At 69.8% G+C, this 17037-nt stretch carries 12 protein-coding genes; 2 read left to right on the top strand and 10 right to left on the bottom strand.

Annotation, left to right across the window (positions count from 1 at the left end):
- Positions 1-9: 9 nt before the first annotated feature.
- Both AC3WLF_RS11510 and AC3WLF_RS11515 read right to left on the bottom strand, forming a co-directional pair.
- Entirely contained in the window at positions 10-1008 is a 999-nt protein-coding gene (locus tag AC3WLF_RS11510) for a copper resistance protein B (protein ID WP_492357102.1), read from the bottom strand.
- A gap of 26 nt (positions 1009-1034) precedes the next feature.
- Positions 1035-2888 (bottom strand): copper resistance system multicopper oxidase, encoded by a 1854-nt coding sequence (locus AC3WLF_RS11515; RefSeq protein WP_492317188.1) that lies wholly within the window; start codon positions 2886-2888, stop codon positions 1035-1037.
- A gap of 166 nt (positions 2889-3054) precedes the next feature.
- Here AC3WLF_RS11515 and AC3WLF_RS11520 point away from each other — a divergent pair, with 166 nt between their 5' ends.
- Positions 3055-3750 (top strand): heavy metal response regulator transcription factor, encoded by a 696-nt coding sequence (locus AC3WLF_RS11520; protein WP_492317187.1) that lies wholly within the window; start codon positions 3055-3057, stop codon positions 3748-3750.
- On the top strand, positions 3747-5120 hold the full coding sequence (locus tag AC3WLF_RS11525; RefSeq protein ID WP_492357103.1) for a heavy metal sensor histidine kinase: 1374 nt from the start codon (positions 3747-3749) through the stop codon (positions 5118-5120). Before AC3WLF_RS11520 ends, AC3WLF_RS11525 begins: the two co-directional genes overlap by 4 nt.
- Before the next feature lie 454 nt (positions 5121-5574).
- Here the strand turns inward: AC3WLF_RS11525 and AC3WLF_RS11530 are convergent, their stop codons facing one another.
- From AC3WLF_RS11530 to AC3WLF_RS11565, 8 genes are all read right to left on the bottom strand, one after another.
- Positions 5575-7998: a CHASE2 domain-containing protein gene (locus AC3WLF_RS11530; protein WP_492357104.1), complete on the bottom strand. Its 2424-nt coding sequence runs from the start codon at positions 7996-7998 to the stop codon at positions 5575-5577.
- Positions 7973-9658: a FecR family protein gene (locus AC3WLF_RS11535; RefSeq protein WP_492357105.1), complete on the bottom strand. Its 1686-nt coding sequence runs from the start codon at positions 9656-9658 to the stop codon at positions 7973-7975. Before AC3WLF_RS11535 ends, AC3WLF_RS11530 begins: the two co-directional genes overlap by 26 nt.
- 267 nt (positions 9659-9925) lie before the next feature.
- Positions 9926-10654 carry a response regulator transcription factor gene (locus tag AC3WLF_RS11540; protein ID WP_492318451.1) on the bottom strand — a complete coding sequence of 243 codons (729 nt, stop codon included), beginning with the start codon at positions 10652-10654 and terminating at the stop codon, positions 9926-9928.
- Positions 10655-10963: 309 nt separating this feature from the next.
- Positions 10964-12334 (bottom strand): exopolysaccharide Pel transporter PelG, encoded by a 1371-nt coding sequence (pelG, locus tag AC3WLF_RS11545; protein ID WP_492318450.1) that lies wholly within the window; start codon positions 12332-12334, stop codon positions 10964-10966.
- Between the two features lie 2 nt (positions 12335-12336).
- Entirely contained in the window at positions 12337-13935 is a 1599-nt protein-coding gene (pelF, locus tag AC3WLF_RS11550) for a GT4 family glycosyltransferase PelF (protein WP_492357439.1), read from the bottom strand.
- Entirely contained in the window at positions 13932-14918 is a 987-nt protein-coding gene (locus AC3WLF_RS11555; protein ID WP_492357438.1) for a tetratricopeptide repeat protein, read from the bottom strand. Before AC3WLF_RS11555 ends, pelF begins: the two co-directional genes overlap by 4 nt.
- Positions 14911-16350 carry a PelD GGDEF domain-containing protein gene (locus AC3WLF_RS11560; protein WP_492318447.1) on the bottom strand — a complete coding sequence of 480 codons (1440 nt, stop codon included), beginning with the start codon at positions 16348-16350 and terminating at the stop codon, positions 14911-14913. The genes AC3WLF_RS11555 and AC3WLF_RS11560 overlap by 8 nt, the downstream gene beginning before the upstream one ends.
- 63 nt (positions 16351-16413) lie before the next feature.
- Complete coding sequence (locus tag AC3WLF_RS11565) at positions 16414-16980, bottom strand: penicillin-binding protein activator LpoB (protein ID WP_492318446.1); 567 nt, start codon at positions 16978-16980, stop codon at positions 16414-16416.
- Positions 16981-17037: the final 57 nt, after the last annotated feature.

Here is a 17037-nt window from a genome sequence, read left to right on the forward strand (position 1 = left end):
GTTGTGGTGTCAGAACCAGACCCGGACACCGGCGACGAAACGCGTTTCGCCCGCCTTGCCGCCAGAGGTCCGGATCATGTCGGCGGTATTGCCGAAGGCCTGGTAGCGCTCCACGCCGATATACGGCGCGAACTGCCGGCTGAACTCATAGCGCAGCCGCAGCCCCACGGTGCCGTTGGACAAGCCGCTGCCGATGCCCGCCTCCGGGTCGTTCTTGCCATAGAGGTTGGCTTCGATGCGTGGTTGCAGGATCAGGCGCTGCGTCAGCAGCAATTCGTATTCGGCGGACAGCCGCAACGCGGTGCGGCCGCTGGTGCCGACATAGGCCGTGGCATCGACCTCGAACCAGTACGGCGCCAGCCCCTGCACGCCGAAGGCCAGCCAGTTGCGCGCCGGGCGCCCACTGCCGGCGTCGTTGCGCAGGCCCAGCTGGGTATCCCAGTAGCTGGCCACGGCGTGGCCCCACAGCAGCTCGGTGCGGGCCTCGTGCAGCTTGCCCTTCGACGCTTCGCCCTCGGCCTTGAGCACCAGCTTGTCGTAGCTGTTGCCGAACCACGCCTGCATCTCGTAGGCGGCGGCATTGCTGCCGCTGGCGTGGGCCCACTCCAGGCGGTCGACCAGCACCGAGGCGAACAGGTGCTCGTCGGCCATCACCAGCTGGCGTTTGTCGCCCAGCGCGTACTTGCCGACGCCCAGCTGGTAGCCGCCGGAATAGGCATGCGGATCGCGCGCGTCGGGCGGCGCGCTGCCGCCCTGCATCTTCATGTCGCCGTGGTCCATGGCAGGGGCGGCCATGCCCTGCATGTCCGGCATCGGCGCGCCGCCACCGTCCATGGTCTGGATCCCGTCCTGCTCCATGCCCTGCATCTGGCCATGGTCCATGCCCTGCATGGCGGCCGGGGCATCGTGCTGGTGCGCATGGCCGGCATGCGGGTCCTGCGCCTGGGCTGCGCCGATTGCGGTCAAGGCCAGCGCCGCGGCCAGTATCGTCTTCTTGTGCCTGTGCATGGAGATTGCGAATTCAGGTTGAGCCATCACGCCACCACCACTTCGCGGAACATGCCCGCATCCATATGCAGCATCAGGTGGCAATGCCAGGCCCAGCGTCCCAGCGCATCGGCGCTGACCAGGAAGCTGATGCGCTGCGCCGGCTGCACGGGGATGGTGTGGCGCCGCGCCTGGAAGCTGCCGTCCGGCGTTTCCAGCTCGCTCCACATGCCGTGCAGGTGCATGGGGTGGGTCATCATGGTGTCGTTGTGCAGGATCACGCGCAGCCGTTCGCCATGCTTGAAGTAGATCGGCGTCGACTTGCCGAACTCGACGCCGTCGAAGGACCAGGTGTAGCGCTCCATATTGCCGGTCAGGTGCAACTCGACCTCGCGCCCGGGGCCGCGCGCATCCATGGCGCCGCCGATGGTGTGCTGGTCGGCCAGGGTCAGCACGCGCCTGCCGTTGTTGCGCAGGCCGATGCCGGGATCGTCCAGGTTGGTGCGCGCCATGTCGACGCGCATGTCGGTGCCCGGACCGTATTCGGTGCGGGCGTGGCGGGCGGTCTTGCTGGGGACCTTGAGCGGGTCGGCGGCGGCCATGGCGTGCTGGCTGTGGTCCATGCCGGCGTGGTCCATGCCCTGCATCGGCATGGCGCCGTGCTGCATGCCGCCGTGTCCGGCATGCCCGCCATGGCCGCCATGCCCGCCGTGGCCCGTCATCGCGCCCATCATGTCGGTCATGGTCAGCCATTCGGCCTGGTCGAGTGCGGGCACCGGCGCCGCCAGCCCTTCCCTGACCGCCAGCGTGCCGCGCGCATAGCCGGTACGGTCCATCGATTGCGCGAACAGCGTGTAAGCGTCGTCGCGCGGTTCGACAATCGCATCGCAGGTCTCGCCGGGGCCGAAGCGGAATTCGTCGACCGTGACCGGTTCGATATCCTGGCCGTCGACCTGCACCACCCGCAGCTTCAGCCCGGGGATGCGCACGTCATAGAAGGTGTTGCCCGAGCCGTTGATAAAGCGCAGGCGCACGGTCTCGCCGCGCCGGAACAGCCCGGTCCAGTTGCCGGCCGGCGTGACGCCGTTGGCCAGGTGCGTGAGCGTGGCGCTGGACAGGTCCGCCAGGTCGGTCGGGCTCATCCGCATCTGGTTCCACATGCTGCGCTTGTCCAGCGCCTGCTTCAGCCCGTCGCGCGAGACGTCGCGGAAGAAGTCGACCACGGTCGGCTGGTTGTAGTTGTAGTAGTCGCCCTGGACCTTGAGCTTGGTCAGCACCCGCATCGGGTCTTCGTCGGTCCAGTCCGACAGCAGCACGGTGTGGTCGCGGTCGGCCCGCACGGTTTCCTGCCCGGAGGCAGGATCGATGACGATGCCGCCGTACACGCCGGTCATTTCCTGGAAGCCCGAATGCGAGTGGTACCAGTAGCTGCCGGTCTGCGCGACCTTGAAGCGGTAGGTGAAGGTCTGGCCGGGCGGGATGCCGGCAAAGCTGATGCCGGGCACGCCGTCCATCTCAAACGGCAGGATGATGCCGTGCCAGTGGATCGAGGTGGCCTCGCGCAGGCGGTTGGTCACGCGGATGGTGACCGTGTCGCCCTCGCGCCAGCGTAGCGTCGGGCCGGGCAGCATGCCGTTGATGGTGGTGGCAATGGCCGGCTTGCCGGTAAAGTTGACCAGCGACTCGCCGATCACCAGGTCGAACTCGGTGCCGCGCAGCACCGGCGCCGAGCCGGAGCCGGCCGGGGCAGCCTGCCCGGCGCGCTGGCCCGCATGCTGCGCCCACGCGCTGCCGCCGACGCCGGCAAGGCCGGCCACCACGCCGCCGGCAACCAGCCCTTGCACGAAGCGGCGGCGGGGTAAATCGGGCAGCACAAGGCCGGTACTGGGGTGGCGTCGCATGTCATCAGTCCTGGTAGAAAGCATGCCAAGCGTAGCGAAGGCCACCCTACGCACGTCTGACTGGAACATGACATTCCGGTAATCTTCCGGTCATGTTGGCGCCCGCGTTGCCGGCGTAGAGTTGCCGGACCCTGCCGAAAGGGCTGATCGATCAAGGAATGTGCTGATGAAACTGCTAGTGGTGGAGGACGAGTCCAAGACCGGCGAATACCTGCGCCAGGGGCTGACCGAGGCGGGCTTTGTCGTCGACCTTGTGGCCAACGGACTGGACGGCCAGCATATGGCGATGACCGAGCCCTATGACCTGGTCATCCTGGACGTGATGCTGCCGGATCTCGACGGCTGGCGCATCGTGCAGGCGCTGCGCGCGGCGGAAATCGCCGTGCCGGTGCTGTTCCTGACCGCGCGCGACAGCGTGGCCGACCGCGTCAAGGGGCTGGAGCTGGGTGCGGACGACTACCTGGTCAAGCCCTTCGCCTTTTCCGAGCTGCTCGCGCGGGTGCGCACGCTGCTGCGCCGGGGCACGGCGCAGATGGCGCTGGACCGCATCCAGGTGGCCGACCTGGTGCTGGACCTGGGCCGCCGCCGGGCCACGCGCGCCGGGCGCCGCATCACGCTGACCAGCAAGGAGTTCGCCTTGCTGGAACTGCTGGCGCGCCGCCGCGGCGAAGTGCTGCCGCGCTCCTTGATCGCCTCGCAGGTGTGGGACATGAACTTCGACAGCGACAGCAATGTCATCGACGTCGCCATCCGGCGCCTGCGCGCGAAGATCGACGATGAGTTCGAGCCCAAGCTGATCCAGACCGTGCGCGGCATGGGCTATGTGCTGGAAGCCCCCGAGGCAGCGGAGAACGCTGAATGAAGGTCCGGATGTCGCTGACGGCACGGCTCACCATCCTGTTCTCGCTGTCGTCGGCCGCGGTGCTGCTGGGGCTGGGCGTGCTGATCTGGCTGGCGATCGACAATCATTTCGCCGACGAGGACTACGCCGTGCTCGGCGACAACGTGCGGCTGATCCAGAAGATCGCGGGCGAAGGCCCGGCGGCGTCGCTGGCGCAACGCCTGGGCCCGGTGCTGGAACACCATGCCGGATTCGTCGCCGAAGTGCGCGCCGCCGACGGCAAGCGCCTGTATGCCACGCAGGGCTTCGACTTCGGCATGGCCCTGGCCGCCGCCGCGCAGCTGCCGGCGCAGCGGCATGCCTTCACCTGGGAACAGGGCGGCCAGACCTACCGCGGCATGCGTGCGCTGGCGCAGGTGCCAACCGGACAGCCGGGGCCGCTGCAGGTCGTGGTCGGCATGGACACGGCGCTGCACGCCCACTTCATGCACGCCTTCCGCCAGTCGCTGGCCTTCTACACCGCGCTGGCCGCGCTGGCGAGCGGGCTGCTGGGCTGGTGGGCCGCGCGTCGCGGACTCTGGCCACTGCGCACCATGGCCTCGCGCGCGCGCGCCGTCACCGCGCACAAGCTGGACGAGCGCATGCCGGTCGATGCCGTGCCGGTGGAAATGGCCGACCTGGCCGCGACGCTCAACGCCATGCTGGAACGCCTGCAGCGCGATTTCACGCGCCTGTCGGAGTTCTCATCGGACCTGGCGCATGAGTTGCGCACGCCGATCACCAACCTGATGACGCAGACCCAGGTGGTGCTGTCGCAACCGCGCGATGCGGACAAGTACCGCGACGTGCTGGCGTCCAACGTGGAAGAGCTGCAGCGCCTGTCGCGCATGGTATCGGACATGCTCTACCTGGCGAAGATGGAGCACGGCATCACCCTGCCGAACGCCGAGCCGATCGAGGTGGCTGATGAAGTCACTGCGCTGTTCGATTTCTACGATGCGTTGGCCGAGGACAAGGGTGTGCGCATGGCCCTGCGCGGCCGTGGCCGCATCACCGGCGACCGGCTGATGCTGCGGCGGGCATTGAGCAACCTGCTGTCGAATGCGCTGCGGCATACGCCGGCGGGCAAGGGCATTGTGGTGGAGATTCTGCCCTCCGCCGAGGCGGTGACGGTGGTGGTCGAGAACGAGGGCGACACGATCCGGCCGGAGTTGCTGCCATCGCTGTTCGATCGGTTCTTCCGTGCCGACAAGTCGCGGGCGCGGCCCGAGTCCGATGGCGCCGGGCTGGGGCTGGCGATTACGCAGGCGATTGTGGCTGCGCATGGTGGGGGGATTGGAGTGGAATCGGAGGGAGGAAGGACACGCTTTGTCTTGACGTTCAAGGCGTAGGGACTGAGGCAGATTCAGCCGTGTCAGCGGTGATCGCATCCGCCGGCAACCCAGGCAGCATGGCGCGAATCGCTGGGACGAGCTCCCACGTGGGCACCGTCCGCGTGATCCGGGCAATGTCTGCGGCGAGGCCGGGCCACTCCGCCGTTCGGTAAAGCAAGTAGAAATCGCGCTGGCCCAGCCGGGATGGTGGAATCGGCACAAGGTCGACCTGGTCCAGCCACGCCCGCGATTGCCAGAGGCAAAGAGGCGTGCTGGGCAAGGCGGGTACTGAGTTCAGGGGCCCCCAAAAAAGCCGCCCACGCCAGTTACGGCAACTGGGGGAGCTGGCGTGGGCGCGAAGACCACCGGATGCGGCTCCAGCGGCAATCCGATGCTACGCAAATCCCCCTGTGACGACTGCCAACAATTGTGTCGGCAGCCGTAACGTGGCTTGCGGCCGTTGGCGTGCCGCTCAGGCCACAGGCAATTCGATACGGAACACCGCCCCCGCCCCAGCCGCGCTGCGCACGCTGGCCTTGCCACCATGCCGCTCGGCCACGGCCCGCACCAGCACCAGCCCCAGACCCGCGCCTTCCGGCGCGCCCTGCTGCCCCTCATGCAAGCGCGCGAACGGTTCGAACAATCGTGCCTGGTCGGCCTCGGCAATTCCCGGCCCATGGTCCTGCACGGCAACGACAAAGCTGCCCGGCTCACACGTGAGCGAGACCGTCACGGTCCCCCCTTGCGGGCTGAACTTGATCGCATTGCTGACCAGGTTGGCGATGGCGCGCGCCAGCAGCGTCGGTTCACCCTGCAGCACCGCGGGCTCGTCAGGCAGGTCGATCTGCAGCGTCACTTCGCGGGCCTTGGCCAGTGCCCAGAGCTGGTCCGTCGCATCCAGCACCAGGCCGCCCAATTCCACTTCCATGAACGCCAGGGTCTTCGACTCCGCGCGCGCGACGCTGATGAAATCGTCGGCCAGCGTCATCGTGCGGCGTGCATGGGCGGCGATGCGTGCCAGCACGCCGCTGTCCGTGGCGACGTCGCCGGCGGCTGCCCCATCGCGCCGCGCGCGGCGCTCATGCAGCTCGATCAAGGCCAGGATCGATGCCTGCGGCGAGCGCATGTCGTGCGACAGGAAGCGCAGCATCTGCTCGCGCTGGCGCTCGGCAATGCGGATCGCGGTGATGTCGATCACGCTGACGATCAGGCCGGCCACGGCGCCGGCCTCGGCGTGCAGCGGCGCGCCATGCAGCAGGTAGCGGCGGTCGCCGCGCCCGGCCACCTCGATGCCGCCGTCGGGAACCGGGACCGGAGCGATGCGGGCGCCGGCGTGGCGGTCGTGCAGCGACTGCCAGTACGCCAGGGCCGGTGCCGGCGCGGGAAAGATTGCCTCGATCAGCGCGCGGATGGCGGCCCGCGGCGGCCCGGCCGCGCCCGGCGCATGAGCGGGCTCGCCGTCCAGCACCGCGGGCGCCAGCGCCACGCAGCGCCGGTTGGCCAGCATCACGGCGCCGTCCAGGTCGCAGATCGCGGTGGCATCGGGCAGGCTTTCCAGGCCATCGGACAGGAAGCGGCGCGTGCCGCGCAGTTGCGCGCTCATGCTGTAGACGGCGCGCATGCGGCTGTCGAGCGTGGCGCCGGCATGGCGCGGCGCGGCAATCAGGCCGGGTTCGCGTTCCAGCCGCGCCAGTTCGTCGGTAAGGAAGCGCAGGGCCGCCTCCTGGCGCAGCCAGCTCCACAGCGGGTAGAACAGCACGCAGCCCAGCGCCGCGGCGGCGGGTGCAAACCATAGCCGCGCCAGCGCCAGCAGCAACAGCGAGCCGCCCAGCAGGGCGGCCAGCAGCAGCCCGGTGGCCACCAGCGCGCCGCGCGGGGGCAGGCGCAGCGCGGCCAGTGCGGCCAGCAGCACCGCCAGCAGCGTGCCGCCGACCTGCCACGCGCGCGGCACCGCCACGATGGCATCGCCGTCGGTCAGCGCCTGCACGGTATTGGCCAGGATCTCCACCCCGCTCATGCCGCGGCCATCGCGCGACACGGGCGTCGGCAGCACGTCGCCCATGCCGGTGGCGAGCGCGCCGATCAGCACGGCCTTGCCGGCAAAGATGGCGGGATTGGTGCGGCCGTCCAGCACGTCGCGCGCCGACACGCGGGCAAAGGTGCCGGGCGGGCCGGCATACGGGATGCGCAGGCGGCCGCTGCGCTCCCAGCCGTTGGCTTCGGTGATCCGGGCCGGCTCCTGGCGCGCGATGCCGGGCGGCTCTCCGGCGCGCCCGAACCCCGCCATCACCGCGGCCAGGTGCGGCACGCCGGCGGCGGCCACCGGATGGGGCCCCTCGCTCAGATAGACCTGGCGCGCCACGCCATCGGTATCGACCACCATGTTGATATGCCCCACCGCGGCGCCCAGCCCGGCCAGCGGGTAGCGCACCAGCATGCCGGCGGGGCCGGATTCGGCCACCACCGGCAGCACCACGTTGCCGGCCTGGGCCAGGCTGCGGGCCAGCACGGCGTCGTCTTGCGGATAGCGGGTGTCGCGCTCGGACAGGATCACGTCCACGCCGATCACGCGCGGCCGGCCGGCGGCGATGCGCTCGACCAGCTGCGCCAGCACCGCGCGGCGCCACGGCCAGCGGCCGATGGCGGTGATGCTGGCGTCATCGATGCCGACGATGACGATGTCGTCGCGGGCCGGATGATGCTGGGCGCTGATGGCGATGTCGTAGGCGGCCAGGTCGGCGCGCTCGGCCCAGCCCTGGCGCGCGGCCAGCACCACCAGGGCCAGCACGGCCGCAAGCAGCAGGCACCATTCGATCAGCGTGCGCTGCCCGAAAGCGTGCCCGGGCGCGGCCGGTGCCGGGCCTGGCGCGTCAGTTGAGCCGGATGCGGCCACCACCGTCCGGCCGGTCGCCCGACCCGATTGCGCCGCCCTGCGAGTCGCGCAGGAGGGCATTGACTTCAATGCGCTGCGGCGCGGAGAACGCCGCCGGGTCAGGTGTCACCCCCGGCGCCGCACGTGCCACGCGGATGAAATAGACGCCGGGCGCGGGGCGCGGCAGGTCAATGGTGTTGGTGGTGGTGTGCTCGTCGGCCAGCAGCGTGGCAAAGCCGGCATCGGCCGAAACCTGGACCCGGTAGCCCGCGCCGGCGCCGCTGCCCTCGGGCCAGCCGATATGCAGCGCGCCGCCGTCGTCGTGCAGGGTCGGCACGGGCGGCTTGGGTTCGACGCTGAACGGGACCGCGTCCGACCACGGGCCCGGCCGGCCCGCCGCATCGATGCTGCGCACGCGCCACCACCAGCGGCCCGGCACCAGCGCTTGCATGGCGGCGGGCTCGGAGGCCGCCTGCACCGCGGCATCGCGCGTAAAGGCCGGATCGGCGGCCAGCGCCAGTTCGTAGCGCGCCGCGCTCGGCACGGTGGCCCATTCGAAGGCGACGGCGTCGGCATAGCGCACCGCATCGGCGGCAGGCTGCTGCGTGAATGGCGCCGGCGGGTTCAGCCGCACCGACACCGGTGCCTGGGCGTCGTGGCCAGTCAGCTGGTGCTTGTCGATGGCGCTGACGCTCAGGTACAGCGTGCCCTCGGGCAGGCCGTCGACGCGCGCGGTCGTGGCAGTGGCGCCACTGGCGGTGCCGGTCCAGACCAGTTCGCTCAGCGCCGCATCGCGCGCCACCAGCACGCGGTAGGCGGTGGCGCCCGGCACCGGCTGCCAGGCGGCCTCGAAGGACGGGCCCAGCACGGTTTCGGCCGGGGGCAGCAGGGCCGGCGCCGGCAGCAGCGCCACCGGCTGCGACAGCTTGCCGCCGGCCGACACGCCGATGCCATAGCCGGCACCGACCGAAGCCGCCGCGGTCATGGCGCGCTCCGCTGCCGGCCTGGCGCGGGCGCCCCGCGCCGCACTGACGCCGACGCGCCCTTCCAGCACCTCGCTGCGGCTTCCTGCCATGTCTGCCGAGACCCGGTAGCGGGTGCCGCGCACGCCGGTCACCATCATCGGCGTATGCAGCTCGAAGCGCCCGACGCCGCCGCCCTGCGGTGCCACGCGCGTATCGGCGGCACCCTTGTCGATGCGGATCACGGTGTCGGTCAGGCCGCTGCGCGCGAACGTGCGCAGCCGGCTGACCGAGAGCGTGGTGGCCGGCGGCACCGTGACGCGGCTGCGGTCCGGCAGCTCCAGCGTGACCGAGCCGCCCGCGGGGGTCTCGATGCGCGTGGTTTCGTCCAGCGTCATGCCGGCCTGCACCGGCCGGCCATTGGCGCGGACCGCGCCGGCCACATGGACCACGCGCGCCGAGGCGGCCTGTTCGGGAATCTGGCTGAGCGGGATGCGCAGGCGCGAGCCGGGCACCAGCCGGTACGGATCGGCCACGCGGTTCAGGCGCTGCAGCGTGCGCCAGCCTTCCTCGGACGCCATGTAGCGCGAGGCCAGGCCGATCAGTGTATCGCCCGGCTCCACCAGGTAGATAAAATCGGCGCCTTCCGCGCCCGCGGGCCCGGCGTGCGCCGGAACCGCCATGCCGGCCAGCAGGGCCAGCGCGGCACATCCAATCCGCATAAGAACCCGTTTCATCATGAAAGAGGGGACGCGTTCAAGCCAGGCGCGGCGCAGGCTAGGCGCGGGCCGCCGGCCTTGGTCATTCCAAGGTCAAGGCCCGTAACGACGCATGCGCCGCGCCTGGCTTGAACCCGAAGGGAAGGCTGCTGCCGGGCCGCATGGCGTTGTTGCAGCCTCCTTGCGTGGAATGACCACGCCGCGTCGGCCACGCCTAGTCCTGCGGCCCGGCAGCAGCCTTCGCGCCCCTTTTTCATGGTGAAACGGGTTCTAAGCATCCGCCCCGGCCTCATCCGCCTCCACATCTGCCGCGGAAGCCTCTTCAAAGCGATAGCCGTGCGAGTACACGGAGGTCAGCCGCACGCCGTTCTCGGGGCGCAGCGCCAGCTTGAGGCGCAGCCGCGAGATATGCGTATCCAGCGTGCGCGAGCCCGCGCCCATGGCGCGGCCCCAGACGGCCTGCTCCATCACCTCGCGCGCCAGCAGGCGCCCGGTATTGCGGAACAGGAACAGGGCCAGCTCATATTCGCGCGGGGACAACAGCGCCGGCTCGCCGCCGATGGTGATGGTGCGCGCGTGGGTATCGACGGTGTAGTTGCCGCGCCGGATCAGCTCCACTTCCTGCGCGGCCTCGGGGTAGGCGCGGCGCAGCAGCGAGCGCACGCGGGCGATCAGCTCGCCGGCGCGGATGGGCTTGAGCATGTAGTCGTCGGCGCCCACCGTCAGGCCGTCGACGATATCGGATTCTGCGGTGCGGCTGGTGACGAACAGGATCGGCGGCATATTGCCGGACTTCTGCCGCACCCAGCTGACCAGCTCATAGCCGCTGGTGCCCGGCAACTGCCAGTCGACCAGCAACAGGTCATAGGCGCGCTCGCGCAGCGCGCGCAGAAAGTCCGCGCCGTTGGCGAAGGACTCGCACTCGAAGCCGGCTTCGCTCAATATCTGCCGGATCAGTTCGGCCTGATCCGGATCATCCTCCACGGAGGCAATTCGCATACCTCTACATCCTTCTGCCAGCTTCCGACTGCAACTGCGGTCTCTGCCACGGCATGTCGACGGCTCGGCCGGCAAGTCATTCCTCATATTCACCCCCAGGGGGGCGCGGCCGTCGATCTGATCCGACGGGCCAGGCCGAAGCCCGCCGGCTGCCGCCATGTTACCCAATCGCAGGCCCTTCCGTCGAGATGCCCCGACGAGGGGTGGCGGCGGCAACTGCGCCGATCCCTCCGCGATCGTCTTTCGATCTGCATCATCCTTGCCGCCATCGTGCCGCCCCGGGAGCCGGGCGCACGATGGCGGCAGGGCCTATTGCAGCATGTAGGTCTCGTACTCCAGCCGGTCCAGCTTGCGGTCCAGCAGGTACAGCGCCAGCGCCACCACCACCAGCAGCGACACCGCAAAGCCGTAGCCGTACCAGGCCGGCCCGAGGTGCAGCGTCAGCAGCGTCAGCGCGAAGTTCAGCACCACGAAGGTCGCGGTCAGCAGCAGCACCTCGCGGCGGCGGTCCAGGTAGAAGTAGATGTTGAGCACCCCCAGCAGCACCACCTGCAGGCTGGCACCGATCACGTCCACGTACAGCAGCGGCAGGTACAGCTCGGAAATGCCCAGCAGCCGCAGCACCCACACGCCCACCGCGAACAGCAGCAGCGCGGCGATGGCCTGCACCTTGACGATCTCGTACAAACCCAGCCGGATGGTCTGGACCATGGTGTTGCGCATGTCCTCGATATGCTCGAGCGAGCTGCCGCCGCGCACCGCGTTGTAGAACGCGTCGTAGTACTCGACGAAATCGGTCTCGATGCGCACCAGGAACACCGCCATGCCCGGGATGATCGCCAGGTAGGCCAGGAACACCGGGATGTCGTAGATGATCGACGCATGCAGCGGCCCGATCACCTGCTGCCCGGTGGAGGGCGCGTACCAGAACATGAACTTGTCGATCCAGATGCCCAGGTTGTAGAGCAGGCCGATCGCCACCAGGCTGGGGTACGCATGGCGGCGCTGGAACACCTCGAACGACATGAACTGGCGGCTGGTGTAGTTGCGGTAGATCAGCGTCACCATGCCGGTCAGCAGGCACAGCTGGCCGGCGGCGAAACCGCCCAGCAGCCCTTCCAGCCCGTGGCCGCGCAGCACCAGCGCGGCGCCGACCGAGATCGCGTAGCCCAGCAGGAAGGTCCATACGATGGCCTTGTACTGCTTCATGCTCGACAGGAAGATCGCGGCAATCCAGATATTGCTCAGCACCACGAAGCCCGCCACCATCAGCAGCCGGTACAGCACCGACTGCTCGCCGAAGCTGAATACCGCGCACGCCACGCCGATGCCGCCCGACAGCACCGTCGACAGCAGTGCCACCGCGTGGTAGTTGCTCAGGACCAGGTGGTCGCGCTTCTCGAACAACCGGTCCGAGGTGAAGCGCGTGAACGCCAGCTGCATCGGCCCGGTCAGGATCAGGCTGCCGGCAATCAGGTAGGTCACGGACACCTGGAACTGCGTGATCAGCGAGCCCGGCACCACGAAGGGCAGGCTCAGCATGCCGATCAACAGGATGCCGACGATCGACAGGATCCACGGCCCGGAGCTGATGATGCCGGCATACGCGTAGGCGCTCAGCATGCCCGACAGGTTGTCCCGCCGCAGCATCTTGCGCAGCTCGAATCCAATGCCAGCCATGCTCAGGCTCCTCCGTGGACCGGGCAGCGCGCGGGGTTGCCGCCGCCCTGCCGCTCAGGTCCGCCAGGCCCGGCGCCGTCTGCCTGCGCCATCAGCCGTTGATACAGTTCGCGGTAGCTGCCCACCATGCGGTCCTGGGCGTAGTAGCGCTCCACGCGCGCCACGCCGGCGGCCTGGGCCGCCTGCCAGCGCGCCGGGTCCTGCAGCAGCCCGAGCGCCGCCGCGGCCAGGGCCGCGGGATCGGCAATGCGCACCACCTCGCCGGCCGAGCCCAGCGCGGCGTCCTCGCCGGGCAGGCCGAACAGCAGCTCGCGGCATGAGCCCACGTCGGTGGTCACGCACGGCACGCCGGCGGCAAAGCCTTCCAGCACCACCAGCGGCAGCGCCTCGCTGATCGAGCTCAGCACCAGCACGCCCACCTGCGGCAGCAGCGCGTCGATGCGCTGGAAGCCCAGGAACTTGACCTTCTGGCCCAGGCCCAGGCTCTCGGCCAGGCTGCGGCATTCACGCGCGTAGTCGGGATCCTCGTCCTCGGGGCCGGCGATCCAGCCTTCGGCCTCGGGGTACTCGCGCACCACCGTCAGCATGGCGCGGATGAAGGTCTTGACGTCCTTGATCGGCACCACCCGGCCGATCAGGCACAGCACCGGCGGCACGCCCGGCTTGCGGCGCGCGCGCAGCGGCGCCAGGCGCGGCAGGTCGATGCCGTTGGGGATGCTGCGCGTGCGCACCTCAGGCGCGCCATCCTGCACCTGGCGGCGGCGGTTGCCCTCGTACAGCGCGACGATGTCGTCGCCGGCGTCGTAGCAGACCCGGCCGATGGTCTCGAAGAAGCGCACCCACAGTTCGCGGAAGTAGCTGATCTGGGAGATGTCGCGCTCGAACACATTGCGGTTGTCGCGGATCCACTGGCTCTGGAACAGGTCGATCTTGCGTTCCTTGGTGTAGATGCCGTGCTCCGACACCAGCAGCGGGCGCTGGTTGCGGTGGCGCAGCAGCGCCCCGAGAAAGCCCGCATAGCCGGTGGAAACCGTGTGGTAGACCCGCGCCGGGATCAGGTTGTCGGCAATGCGCACCAGCTGCCACAGCGGCTTGTGCATGATGCGCACGGTCCAGAAATAGTCCGTGAACGACGGGTCCGTGCAGAAGCGCCGGTATTGCTCGGTGATGGTCTGCCAGGCGCGGCGGCTGTACAGGAAGGCGTCCTCGCCCAGCGCTCCGCCCTCGCGCAGCGCCGGCATCAGCTCGCGCATCATGGCGCCGGCCTCGGCCTCGCGGCCCGGGTCGCGCAGCAGCTCGTGCAGGCGGTCCGAGGCGTCGAACGCCTTGGCATCGCCGGTGCTGCCCTGGACCAGCGGCGGCGGCGGGAAGTCGTACAGGTAGTGCGTTTCCAGGTGCACCACGTTGGGCGGCAGCTGGTAGGCCATGTCGCCATAGTCCTCGCGCCGGCTGCCGATAAAGACGATGCCGAAGCGCAGGTCCGGGAACGCGCGGATCATCTGGTTGACCCAGCTCGACACCCCTCCGCTCACATACGGGAAGGTGCCTTCGAGCAGCAACATGACGTCGGCCGACGTCCCTTTTACCAGGATCTCGCTCATGATTGCCAGTACCGCAGCAGGGGCCGCACCAGCGGGAGCGGCGAGGGGCTGTCAAACGATGCCATCAGCTGGCGCACCGCGGCATAGTCGCGTTCCAGGTAGGCGGCTTCGGCCAGGTGCGGCAGCACGCGTTCGCGCGCGAAGCCGAGGGATTCGGCGCGCTGCAGCCATTCACGCGCCTCGCGCGGGGCATTGCGCGCCAGTGCCAGGCGCCCGCGCATGTACCACAGCGAGGCATTGCTGTCGTCATGCGCCAGCGCCGCGCTGGCGTAGCGCTCGACCTGGCTGGCGGTGTAGCGGTAGACGTCGCCCTGCACCAGGTTCTGGTAGATCAGTTCCCAGTACAGGTCGGCCAGCCGCTTGCTGATCTCGGCGCGCTCGCTGGCGCTGTTGGCGCTCTCCAGGCGCGGCAGCTCGGCCAGGATCTGCTGGGTCAGCTGCTTCTCGGCGCCGTCCAGCATGCCGTAGGCCAGCAGCCGCACGTCGTCGACGCTGTCGGCCAGCAGTTCGCGCAGCACCGGGCTGGCGGTGCGCGCCGGCATCGACTGCATCGCCACCAGCGCGGTCACGCGCTCGGGCAGGGGCGCGCGCGCATTGCCCAGCTGCGCACGCAGGCGCGCGCCGCCGCCGTGCGTGACGCGCGACATCAGGTGCGTGACGAACTCGGGCAAGCCCACGGTGCCGATGCCGCTGGTGTCCACGCGCCGCGGGAACAGCTTCGAGAACAGGTAGCTGCCCAGGCACACCAGCGCGCCGCCCAGCGGCACGAAGAAGCAGAACAGCGCGAGAAAGCCATAGCTCCACCCGAACGGCACGCGAAAGCGCCGCGGCAGCAGGCGCCACAGCAGCAGCGCGGTCAGCGCGGCGGCCACCGCCTGCATGCCGAAGAAGGCCAGCAGCAGCGCGGTGCTGTTGCCGGCGCGCGCCAGCAGCGCCAGCGCGGCGATCTGGGCGGCGAGCCCGCTGGCGCCGAGCTTAAACATGGGGCGCTTCCCCGGCCGGCAGCGTGGCCGGCGCGATCGCGCCATCCACCTGGGCCCGGCGCAGCAGTTTGACCAGCGCGTCTTCCGAGCCGGCGCCGGGCACCGCCAGCGTATAGACGCCGATGCCCGCACTGGTGAAATCGGTGCCGAACTGCGCGCGCAGCATGTCTTCGATGCGCACCAGGTAGGCCGCCACCGCCTGCGCATCGGACAGCGGCATCAGCGTCAGCATGGCGCGGTGATGGGCGTTGACCACCGGCCACGCCACATCCAGCGCGCGCCGGCTGCGCACCACCTGCTCGAACAGCGCATCGCGCTCCGGATCCGCGTCGAACACCAGCGCCACCACCGAGCTTTCGATGCCGGTCTCGCGCCGCAGCCGCGACAGACGCGCATAGTCCAGCGCAAACGGGTATGGGCAGGCCGGCAGCGCCGCCTGGATGGTGCGGGTGGCGCCGGCGTGCTCCACGCCGTCGGCGTAGTAGCCCAGCAGCACCATCAGCATCTGCAGGTTCTCGTAGGTCAGCGACAGGAACGGCATGCGCTCGACCACCAGCAGGCCGATCAGGTGGTCGGAGCCGGCCAGCACCGGCGCCACCGCCACGTAGCGCGTCTGCGCGCCATGCTGCAGGCCGTCGGCGCGCAGGTGCGCCAGCTGGCGCGTGTCCAGGCAGTGGCGCACCAGCGGGTCGGTGGTGTCGAGCGTGAATTCCGGGCCGATGCTGGCGACCGGGGCGCCATCCACGTGCTCGCCATCGCAGGCATGGAGCGCGGCTGCCTCAAGCTGGCAGGCCTGCGCCACCACCTGCAGCATCGGCTGCGCGCCGGCCAGCACCTGGCCGGTGCGCGCGGCCTCGTCCAGCGCCACGCTGCGCAGCTGCGACAGCGTGTCGCGCAGCGTGGTGGGCCGCGCCAGCAGGTCGTTTTCCAGCCGCTCATGCGAGATCCGCAGCAGGTAGTGGTTCTTGGTCAGCGCCGCCAGGCGTTCGTCCAGGTAGCGGTTCACGGCGCGGGCGCGCGCCAGGCGCGTGCCCCAGATATCGCCGAACTGCCCGGCCACCAGCACCAGCAGCAGCCCGCCGAGGAAGAACAGGCGCGGGAACGGCCCTGCCATCACGCCGGTCTGCTGGTAGAAGTACCAGCCGCCCAGCAGCATCAGCACGCTGCCCACGCCGATCAGCGTGCCGTAGCGCAGCGCCAGGATCACCGGCAGCAGCCAGGCCCACGGAAAGCCCATGCCGAGCAGCAGCGGGTTCTGCGGCAACACCAGCCACGCCAGCCCCATTGCCGCCAGCATGGCCACCACCAGTTCCACCACGGCCGCGCGCCCGCTGACCGCCGGCGCCAGCAGGCGCGCATAGCGCCCACCCAGGCCGATGCCCTGTCCTTGCCGCGCGCGATATGTCTTGTCAGCCGTATTGGCCACGCTCATCCCCTTGCTTCAACCATTGCATCGCCGCATCGGTGTGCAGCCTCTTCCTGATGGCTTGCCGCCTCAGCCCTGCATCAGCGGCGCCAGCAGGCGGCGCAGCAGCTTCTGCGCGGTGCCCGACAGCGAGGCGCGGCTCCAGCCGCTGTCGCTGCCGGTGGCCGACCACACCACTTCACCGCTGTTCACGTCCAGCAGCTGCAGCGAGATGCCGACCGCGGGCTCGCCGTCCACGCCCACCTTGTAGCGCCATTCCTGCACCGCGCCGGTCAGCGCGTAGCGGGCCTTCTCGGCACGCGCCCATTCCAGCGCCTTGCCCACGGCTTCGCGCTCGGCCGGCTCGAACAGCGTTTCCGGGTTGAGGCTGGCCGGATAACGCTTCAGGCTGGCCACGCCGCCGGTCTTCAGCAGGCTCTCGGCAATCGCCTCGGCGCGCAGGCCGGCCTGCGGCGTCTCGGTGTAGTTCACGATCGGCAGCACCGCGATGGTCTCGCCGCGGGCCAGCGCCGGCGCGCGGCCGACATCCGTCACCGCGCAAGCCGCCAGCCACAGTGCCGCGCCCAGCGCGCCGCACCATGCCGCCAGTCGCCTGGCCGCTGTCTTGCCCGTCATTGCCGTGGTTTGCTTGTTCATCTTCATCCCCTTTTCCATGTCCTGTTGTTACCCGATCCCTGCCATCCGCTGCCGCCG

This window comes from Cupriavidus sp. FW306-01-F10A (genome assembly GCF_058782785.1).

Bases quoted from the DNA above. Each gene is read 5' to 3' on its own strand.
- AC3WLF_RS11560 (WP_492318447.1), bottom strand. From the start codon at position 16,350: ATGAGCGTGGCCAATACGGCTGACAAGACATATCGCGCGCGGCAAGGA.
- AC3WLF_RS11565 (WP_492318446.1), bottom strand. From the start codon at position 16,980: ATGAACAAGCAAACCACGGCAATGACGGGCAAGACAGCGGCCAGGCGA.
- AC3WLF_RS11525 (WP_492357103.1), top strand. From the start codon at position 3,747: ATGAAGGTCCGGATGTCGCTGACGGCACGGCTCACCATCCTGTTCTCG.
- AC3WLF_RS11535 (WP_492357105.1), bottom strand. From the start codon at position 9,658: ATGCGGATTGGATGTGCCGCGCTGGCCCTGCTGGCCGGCATGGCGGTT.
- AC3WLF_RS11520 (WP_492317187.1), top strand. From the start codon at position 3,055: ATGAAACTGCTAGTGGTGGAGGACGAGTCCAAGACCGGCGAATACCTG.
- AC3WLF_RS11540 (WP_492318451.1), bottom strand. From the start codon at position 10,654: ATGCGAATTGCCTCCGTGGAGGATGATCCGGATCAGGCCGAACTGATC.
- AC3WLF_RS11515 (WP_492317188.1), bottom strand. From the start codon at position 2,888: ATGCGACGCCACCCCAGTACCGGCCTTGTGCTGCCCGATTTACCCCGC.
- pelG (WP_492318450.1), bottom strand. From the start codon at position 12,334: ATGGCTGGCATTGGATTCGAGCTGCGCAAGATGCTGCGGCGGGACAAC.
- AC3WLF_RS11555 (WP_492357438.1), bottom strand. From the start codon at position 14,918: ATGTTTAAGCTCGGCGCCAGCGGGCTCGCCGCCCAGATCGCCGCGCTG.
- AC3WLF_RS11510 (WP_492357102.1), bottom strand. From the start codon at position 1,008: ATGCACAGGCACAAGAAGACGATACTGGCCGCGGCGCTGGCCTTGACC.
- pelF (WP_492357439.1), bottom strand. From the start codon at position 13,935: ATGAGCGAGATCCTGGTAAAAGGGACGTCGGCCGACGTCATGTTGCTG.